6 protein-coding genes and 1 pseudogene are annotated in these 8,846 nt (G+C 28.6%); 1 reads left to right on the top strand and 6 read right to left on the bottom strand.

Features of this window, described 5'->3' with window-relative positions; genetic code table 11:
* Positions 1 to 557 precede the first annotated feature (557 nt).
* Positions 558 to 953, bottom strand: coding sequence for a hypothetical protein (locus BM384_RS03735; protein WP_090011209.1), 396 nt, complete (start codon positions 951 to 953; stop codon positions 558 to 560).
* A gap of 1 nt (position 954) precedes the next feature.
* Complete coding sequence (locus BM384_RS03730; RefSeq protein ID WP_175537271.1) at positions 955 to 1,869, bottom strand: ParA family protein; 915 nt, start codon at positions 1,867 to 1,869, stop codon at positions 955 to 957.
* 176 nt (positions 1,870 to 2,045) lie between these two features.
* Here BM384_RS03730 and BM384_RS03725 point away from each other — a divergent pair, with 176 nt between their 5' ends.
* Positions 2,046 to 2,867 carry an IS1595 family transposase gene (locus BM384_RS03725; protein ID WP_090011205.1) on the top strand — a complete coding sequence of 274 codons (822 nt, stop codon included), beginning with the start codon at positions 2,046 to 2,048 and terminating at the stop codon, positions 2,865 to 2,867.
* Positions 2,868 to 2,957: 90 nt separating this feature from the next.
* On the opposite strand, the gene BM384_RS03720 is transcribed toward BM384_RS03725, so the two are convergent.
* The 4 genes and pseudogenes from BM384_RS03720 to BM384_RS03705 all read right to left on the bottom strand — a co-directional run bounded on the left by BM384_RS03720 (position 2,958) and on the right by BM384_RS03705 (position 8,842).
* Complete coding sequence (locus BM384_RS03720) at positions 2,958 to 3,848, bottom strand: alpha/beta hydrolase (protein ID WP_090011203.1); 891 nt, start codon at positions 3,846 to 3,848, stop codon at positions 2,958 to 2,960.
* 5 nt (positions 3,849 to 3,853) lie between these two features.
* Positions 3,854 to 5,569, bottom strand: coding sequence for an ABC transporter ATP-binding protein (locus BM384_RS03715; RefSeq protein WP_090011201.1), 1,716 nt, complete (start codon positions 5,567 to 5,569; stop codon positions 3,854 to 3,856).
* Positions 5,566 to 7,291 (bottom strand): annotated as a pseudogene (locus BM384_RS03710) (ABC transporter ATP-binding protein). The gene BM384_RS03715 and the pseudogene BM384_RS03710 overlap by 4 nt, the downstream one beginning before the upstream one ends.
* A 90-nt stretch (positions 7,292 to 7,381) precedes the next feature.
* Positions 7,382 to 8,842 (bottom strand): ABC transporter ATP-binding protein, encoded by a 1,461-nt coding sequence (locus BM384_RS03705; protein WP_090011199.1) that lies wholly within the window; start codon positions 8,840 to 8,842, stop codon positions 7,382 to 7,384.
* Positions 8,843 to 8,846 lie beyond the last annotated feature (4 nt).

Genomic DNA, 8,846 nt, shown 5'->3' with positions numbered 1-8,846 from the left:
TATACTATTTAGTGATATTCTTGAAAAAAATGCATAATAAAAGGACTCTATAGTTAAGAAAATCTTAACAAAAAGTCCTAATAAATATTTGCCGTATTGTATATTATAGCCATACTTTGGGTATAATATACAATATAGATAACAAAAATTTTGTTACAATTTCAGACAAAATTGTTTAATAAATAAGATTCAATAATTTTGATTATTTCTAAGAAAAAGATAAGAATACACAAAATTATTTACAGGCTCGCATTTCAGCTATAGCAGTTATTTCTATTAATACCAAATCAACATCTTTAGATAATTCCATATATATTTCTAACAAAGTAGACTCAGAAATAAAATCAAACCATAATGAAGATAAAGAGTATAAACAACCAACCTCACATGAAGAAACAGTACAAAATTATGAAGATACTACTGATGAGTATAATTTAGAAACTATTGAAGTTTATAATTTTTAATTTCTATAAGGATTTTAATATTCAAAGTAAAAGCTATATCAGTAAACTTAAACTTTCTGATATAGCTCCTATTCATTTTAAATATTAAGAAATTTACTCACCTCCTAATATTCCACTTCTTAAACCTTCTACTTTTAATCTATTTCCTACCACGCTCTCTACAATAGTAGATATTATTTTTTCTTTCTTGTAGCTTTTCTTAATTGTAATTCCAAATTTACTTCCTAATGAAATTAAACAAACATTAGTTAACTTCAAACTCTTTATATACTCTGTAGCCTCTTCTCTATTTTCTATAGAATTTATCCTGCTTACTATTTCATCAAAATTTTCTATTTCCTTAACCTTAGAAGCAGTTTTTTGCTTGCCTTCAATATAAAACTTTACCTTTCCATCTATAATCCCATTTATCTCTTCTTCTGTTAGCTTATCTATAAATTCAACAACTAGTTTTACAACTTTTAAAACATCATCTTTTTTATTTGACATCCTATATTCTCTCCTTAAATTCTAAAGTAACTGCTTCTATTTCCGCCTTGATTTTCTCTCTAGTTTTATTACTGCTATTTGACTTTTTCATAATAGCAGGTATCAATTCTTTAGAATCCATAAATTCAGGATTATTCCTTATCCTACTTTTAAATAACTTATATTTGTCCTTTTTAAACTCATTCAATATATTTTCATTAAAGTTAATCATATTATTTTCTTTTGATATAGTAACCATGTTGCCTACAACCCCTAGTAATTTAGGATTTAGATTATAACCTTTAAAACTAAATTCTTTAGAAGCTTCCCCTATTTCCTTTATAAGATTCTCTATATGAAAAATCAAAGAATCTATCCCTAAGGTAGATAAGTAATCAAACTTAGTTGGGATAATATAATAATCTGAGGCTACAATGGCATTTTGTGTTAGTAAATCAAAGCTTGGCTGACAATCTATAAATACATAATCATACTTATTACCAATATCCTTTAACCCTCTCTTTAGCATAAATAGGCAGTCATTTTTATTTTTACTTATATTCCTCCTGCCTCTTCCTCCTAATTTAATTGCCATTTCCATACTTATATCATATAAGCCTAGATGTGATGCTATTAAGTCTAATGAATTATTCCTTAAATATTTCCTATTTATATATAAATCATTAATAACATAATCATCTAAATTAACATCTTTATCATTTAATTTCCCATCAAACCAATTCTTTATAGTTTTTGAATTAGAATACTTCTTGCTCCATTCATCTGTATGCATAAATGAAAATGTTAAACTTCCTTGAGGATCTAAATCTATTAATAATACCTTTTTACCCTCACTTGATAATTTAGCAGCTATATTTGATATTAAGGTTGTCTTCCCAACTCCTCCTTTGTAATTTACCACAGAAATAACATTCAACTGATTCACTCCATATTATATTTTTATCAATACATATATATTAATAAATAACCTATAAAATTAATTTGCTCTTATAATTTTTTAACCTTACACTTGCTTTTACTTGGCTGTATTATGAATAAAAGTGATAAAATAGGTCAATCATTTTAACAGATTATTTTTAGGAAGTGATTAATTTGAATTCGTGTAATTATGATAAAGTTCTAGATATGATAAAGAACTTTAGCAACTCTGCTAAAAGAAAATTAATATTAGATATAAGCATTTTACTAAAGTTATCTTCACAAAAAGATAACTCAAACTTAATTTGCCCTCACTGCCATAATAAATACATAGTTAAAAATGGAAAGAATAAAAATGTTCAAAGATATCTATGTAAAACATGTAGAAGATCTTTTGTTCGTACTACCAACACGCCTATTTTCTCAACAAAAAAAGATAAGATAGAATGTGATGAAACCTTTTTTCAAGAATCATTTAAAGGTAATCATAAATCAGACGGATTTGTTATGCCAAGGAAAGCTCATAAAAGAGGCGGCGCTTCTAAGTACAGAGGTATTTCAAAAGAAAAGGTATGTGTTTTAACTGCTTTAGATGATAATAGAAATTTATATATAGCACCAATAACTATGGGTAAGCCATCCTCTAATGATCTTATAAGAAGTATTGGAAAAGCTGCTTCCCCTGGCAGCACATTAATAACAGATATTTCGTTTGCTTATAAAACACTATCTTCCTATTGCAAGCTAAATCATGTAGCTATACCAAAAGGACAACATTCCTTTAAGAATTTTAACATTCAAAAAATCAATAACCTTCATGGCAATATTAAAAGATTTATTTCTGTTTACAGAGGTGTTTCAACCAAATATTTAGCTAATTATCTGGCTCTTTTCAAGTACATTTTTTGTAAGATAGAAGGATCCCCACTATTTATAAAAGGTAGTCATCCTTATAAAAATACGAATTTTAAAGGACGTCCACCTATATTTAAATAGCTAGTTTTACTTATCACTTTATCTAAAAATACAGTCTTTTAAAAAAACAGCCTTAACTAATTTATAGTTATGGCTGCTTTTTGATATCTATTATTTATAACAAATCCAATTTATTATTTTTTCAAATACCACTCTATTTATTTTTCCCGTTTTCCCTCTTTTTATTATAAGTGGATAATGATCTCCATTAGGAACTAAAGTAAATTTAATATTTTTTCCTTTTGCATGTTCCTTCATTGAATACAGCGACCCTTTATTATACATATCTTCATCCTTACTTCCTTGAATAATAAGGGTATCTCCAGAAAACTTATTAACACCATTAATAGCTGTATACCTCGATATCTTAGAAAATTTAAAAAATTCTAATACATATACCCAAAATCCAATTAAATATGAAAATAAGCCTAACCTTTTCTGGACACACTTTCTAACATACTGCCCTGTTTTATTAAAACCTGCAATTATAACTGCTTTATCTACTTTTATATTATCTATATTTAGTAAAGCTGCAGCTGCATATCCTCCTGTACTATGTCCAATAAGAATAATTTCACTAAAAGGGCTTTTTTCTGATATAAAGTTTACAGCTGCCTTTGCATCAAGTATAAATTGTGAAAATCCATTGATTTTTTTACCTAAACTCTCTCCACATCCTGTCATGTCATATGCAAACACTGTAAATCCATGCCTTACAAACTCTTCTATTTCTAAACTATAAGATTTATGAGTTAATCCATATCCATTTACCAACACAATTATAACATTATTTTCTTTATGAGATGATTTATTATAATAAAAATGTCCTGTCAATTCACTTTTCCCTGAAGTAAACTTAACTTTTTCATCTTTAATATTCCTAAAAAGTCCTTCTTCTCTTGTATCTTCAATTCTTTTCCCAAACTGCTTTATGTGAACAGTTAAGGTGATAATAAAACTTATTAAAAGCATTACTAATATCCCTATAAATATTATTTTCATATCTACTATCCTACGTTTAAAAGCTGTCTTTCAGTATTCCACATCTTAGCATACTTTCCACTCTTCTTAATTAATTCATCGTGATTCCCACTTTCTACAACTTTTCCAGCTGAAACAACAACTATTTTGTCTGCTTTTTCAATAACAGAAAGAGTATGTGCAATCATAACCACTGTTTTCTTTGCCTTTAACAGATTGTTAATAGCTTCTTTTACTGCTATTTCATTTTCTACATCTAGATTTGCTGTTGCCTCATCTAAAAGCAAAATAGGTGCATCTTTCAATATTGCTCTAGCTATAGAAAGCCTTTGACGTTGACCTCCAGATAGTTGACTACCATTTTCTCCAACAGTACTTTCATATCCCTTTTCCATCTTACAAATAAATTCATGACAATTTGCTGCTATGCATGCTTCCTCTATTTCCTTATCTGTTGCTGAAGGACGGGCATAACGTATATTATTTCTTATAGTATCATCAAACAAAAATACATCTTGATCCACCATTGAAATTTCTGATAAAACCTGCTCAGCTCCTGCTGATTTTATAGAAATATTACCTATTTTAATATCTCCACTAGTTGGTTCATAATACTTAGAAATTAGATTTAAAATTGTTGATTTTCCTGAACCTGAATCTCCTACAATAGCAGTTAATTTCTTATCAGGAATACAAAGATTTATATTATTTAAAACTGGCTCATTTTCAACATATGAGAAATTAACATTTTTAAATTCTATATCATGTTTCTTAGGTTCAAATAAAGTATTACTTGATATATCCTCTTTTTCATTAGCTACCTTTAAAATTTGTCTTTTAGCTATCATTAAATTTTTATAGCTAGTTAAATCTACAAAAATTGTATCTGATAACTTTGATAAGAATAATGGTAGGAAACTAATAATTAGGTAATCCACTGCATGAATATTTCCTGCTATAAAAGCTTTTCCTGCTATAATAATAACTAGAGGCATACTAAGCCAAGATAAAATGCTACGAACCATTCCTATTGGTATAATCTTTGCTTCAAAATAAAAACTAATATCACTAAATGCCTTCATGCTATCTGTAACAGTTTTATTTTTAATACCTCCAATACCATAAGATCTAAAAGTTTGTATTCCTGTAATATATTCAACAATACTGCTTACATTTTCTGAACATATATCACTTTTTTGTGAGCCATACTTTTTAACCTGTGCAAAAGAGCATAACATTCCTGGAATTAATACCAAATCTGCTGCTAATAATATTAATGCTGATGGTAAAGATAGTGAACCTACAAATATTATTAACATAAGAGAAAGAGTTATATTTTTAGCCAAGTCTCCTGTTTTATGAGTTAAAATAGATTCATAGCTGTTTACATTAGAAGTTGCTACATTTACATATTCTCCTGTTTGAAGATTAGAAAAACGTGATAAAGGTATTCTCTTTAATTTATCTCCTAAGAATAATCTAATATTTTTACTAACCTCTGCGCCACCAATTTGACCTTGTACATATCCATAACTATAAATAAATAGACGTAAAATAAAAATTAAAAGCAATCCACCTGTAAGTTGTAAAATATTTTTCATGTTAATAGAACCATCCCATAGTGATTTAAATACATTGTAAATCACCATAAAATTACATCCTGCAAGGAATCCCTCAACAATTGTAAAAGCAATTGATAAATTTAGCTTCTTATTTCCCTTTAATAATTTTTCTGTGCTCATATAGCTTCGCCTCCCTCTAATTCATATGACATAGAACATGCTTTTTCGTAATCTTTCCAAGACTTGCTATAATAATCATTTTTCTTCTTAACTTCATCATGAGTACCAAAACATGTAACTGTATTATTTTCAACTACAGCAACACGATCACACATTTTAACTACTCCAAGTCTATGGGCTACAATTATTACTGTTTTTCCTATGCAAAGATTAGATATAGCTTTATCAATTTCCACTTGATTTTCTGGATCTGCAGCACTTGTTGCTTCATCTAATATTAATATTGGAGCATTTTTTAATATTGCCCTAGCAATAGCAATTCTCTGCTTTTCTCCTCCTGAAAATCTAGCTCCAAAGTTACCAACCTTTGTATCATAACCATCTGGAAGCTTCATAATAAAATCATCTATTTGTGCAAGTTTTGCTGCTTGACGAACTTCTGCTAAACTTGCCTTACTGCCCATACGAATATTTTCAAACACACTATCACGAGTTAAAAATGTTTTTTGAAATACAATAGCTACATTTTCTAATAGCTCTTCATAATTTATATCTTTTACATTAATTCCTCCAATGCTTACACTTCCACTATTTACATCATAGAAACGTGATATTAATTCAATAATAGTACTTTTTCCTGCTCCTGATTTTCCAACTAGAGCTATCTTCTCGCCATTTTTTATATTTAAAGAACAATTATTTAATACATCCTTTTTTTCCATCATAAGAAAATCTAACATTTTTTAATGACACACTATAATTTGATGGAAAGGATACTCCACCTTCATAAACAGGTATATCTAAAATCTCTTTTGTCTTATTAATTCCCTTTAAAACTTGAGCAAAGTTAGAACCTAGCTCTTGTAATGGACGTAATTCTGTTAAATATAAAGAACCTATAAATGCAAAAAGTAAGAAAACACTTGCTGTAATAGAACCATTTAAGAACCAATATCCTCCTATAGGAACCATTAAAAGCATTCCACATTCTGTAATTAGAACATAAGCAGTATATGGAGGTCCCATTTTCCTAGATACCTCATTCCATACCTTATTTTCTTCTTCAATTGTATCTGAATACTTTTTAAAAGATTTACTTCCCATGTTATATGCTTTAATTAATTTCATTCCATTAATATATTCAATAATGGCTGAATTTAAACCTGATATAGATTTATTAACTCTATCCATCATTGTATCCATTCCTCTAAACATAATAGTCATAACTAGTAATGCAAGCACTAATGGAACTACAGAAATTACCGCTAAAGGTATATTTATAAATGCTAAATATACAAAAACTACAACAGGTCCACACATATAATAAACTAGCTCTGGCAAGTGATGTGCTAAGAATAACTCTAGCTTTTCAATATCTTCGTTAAGAACTGTTTTTATATCTCCAGTATTTCTTTCACTCAACTCCCCTAAGGGAACTCTTGCCATATGTTCTACTACCATACAACGTACTTTGTACAAGGAATTATAAGCTCCTTTATGTGATAGAGCACCTGATGCTGAAAACAACACAAACCTTATAACAATTGCAACTGAAATCATAATTGCATTTTCTACTAATACCTCACTAGTACAACTCCCCTCATAAGTAGTTTTTAACAATGTATACACCCCATAGTATGGAACCATTATTGAAATACCACTTATAAAAGAGCATAGAATTGATACGTATAAGTAATACTTATCTTTCCCAGCCCAATGCATAAGCTGTTTTATTGGGTTGTCCTTCTTTGTATTCTTCAAAACCTTCACTACCTTTCAAAAATTACTACATCTTATAATGCATTTATTTTCTTAATTATCTATAGAAAATATCTGGTATAATTTATCTTCATTTTCTTTTGTAACTAATAAATTATCTTTTAAAGTTCCCTCATGAAAACGAATTACTCTAGAACAAGTATTACAAACAAATTCATAGTCATGAGTTACAATAAAAATAATTTTCCCTTTTTCTGAAAGTTCATTAATAAGTTTAGAAACCTTAATCATACCATCATAATCAAGTCCTGAAGTTGGTTCATCAAATACAAGTATTTCTTTTCCTGAAATCATACTTACACCTACAGCTATCCTTTGTTTTTGTCCTCCTGATAAGGTATTGGGATGATATTTTCTATAAGGAAGTATTCCTAACTCATCCATTGTTTTTTCAATTAAGTCCTTATCTGGATTTTTAATTCCAAAGGACATTTCTACTTCTACACTTTCTGCAAATAGCTCATAATTTACATCCTGCATAACCATATAACACTCTTTTAATCTCTCTTTATTTGTACATTTCTTACCTTTATAAAAAAAATCTCCTGTATATTCTTTGTGCAATCCACATAAGGTTCTTGAAAATGTAGTTTTCCCAGCTCCATTAGATCCTACAACAGCTACTACTTCTCCTTTTCCAACAGATACATTAATGTTTTTTAATATAGCTTTTTTATCATGCCTAAGTGTTACATCCTTAATTTCAAGAACTGGTTTATTAACTTTAAAGCTATCCTTTACTGGATGAACACTTTTTAACTCTACAGCTCTAAGTCCCATTTCTTTTCTTAACTTATTAGGTATTGCTCTGAAGTTTTTTGAATTATATATCTTATCAATTTTCCCATCCTTAAGATATATAATTCTATCTGCTAAATCTAACAAGTAATATAATCTATGTTCTGCTATAATGATGGTTTTGCCTTGACCTTTTATAAAAGCTAAATATTTCTTCAAATCATTGATTGCAGCCATATCCAAATTAGATGAAGGTTCATCTAACAGATATACATCTGGATTCATTGCATAGACAGAAGCAAAGGCTATTTTCTGCTTTTCTCCTCCTGAAAGCTTAAATATATTTCGCCCCTTTAATTTTTGAATCTGCAAATCATTAATTGTTTTATCTACACGCTCCCTTAGTTTTTCCTCTGGAAGTGCTTCATTTTCTATACCAAAAGCTATTTCACTGTCTGTATCAACATTAAAAAATTGAGTCCTAGGATTTTGAAATACTGATCCTACCTTTTCTGATATACTATACATTTCTGCACTTTTACTATTGATATTATCAACTAATACAGTTCCATCTAAATTGCCCTCATAGAAATATGGAATTAATTTATTTATTAAACGTGTAATAGTAGTTTTTCCACATCCACTTCTTCCACACAATAAAATACATTCACCTTTTTTTATCTCTAAATTAATACTTTTAAGTCCTGCATCACCTCTTCCTGGATAAGAAAATGAAATATCTTTAAGAGTAATCATATTT

Origin of the sequence: Clostridium sp. DSM 8431, from assembly GCF_900116755.1 — a bacterium.
Lineage (GTDB): Bacteria > Bacillota > Clostridia > Clostridiales > Clostridiaceae > Clostridium.
This window is presented reverse-complemented; position numbering and strand designations above follow the sequence as displayed.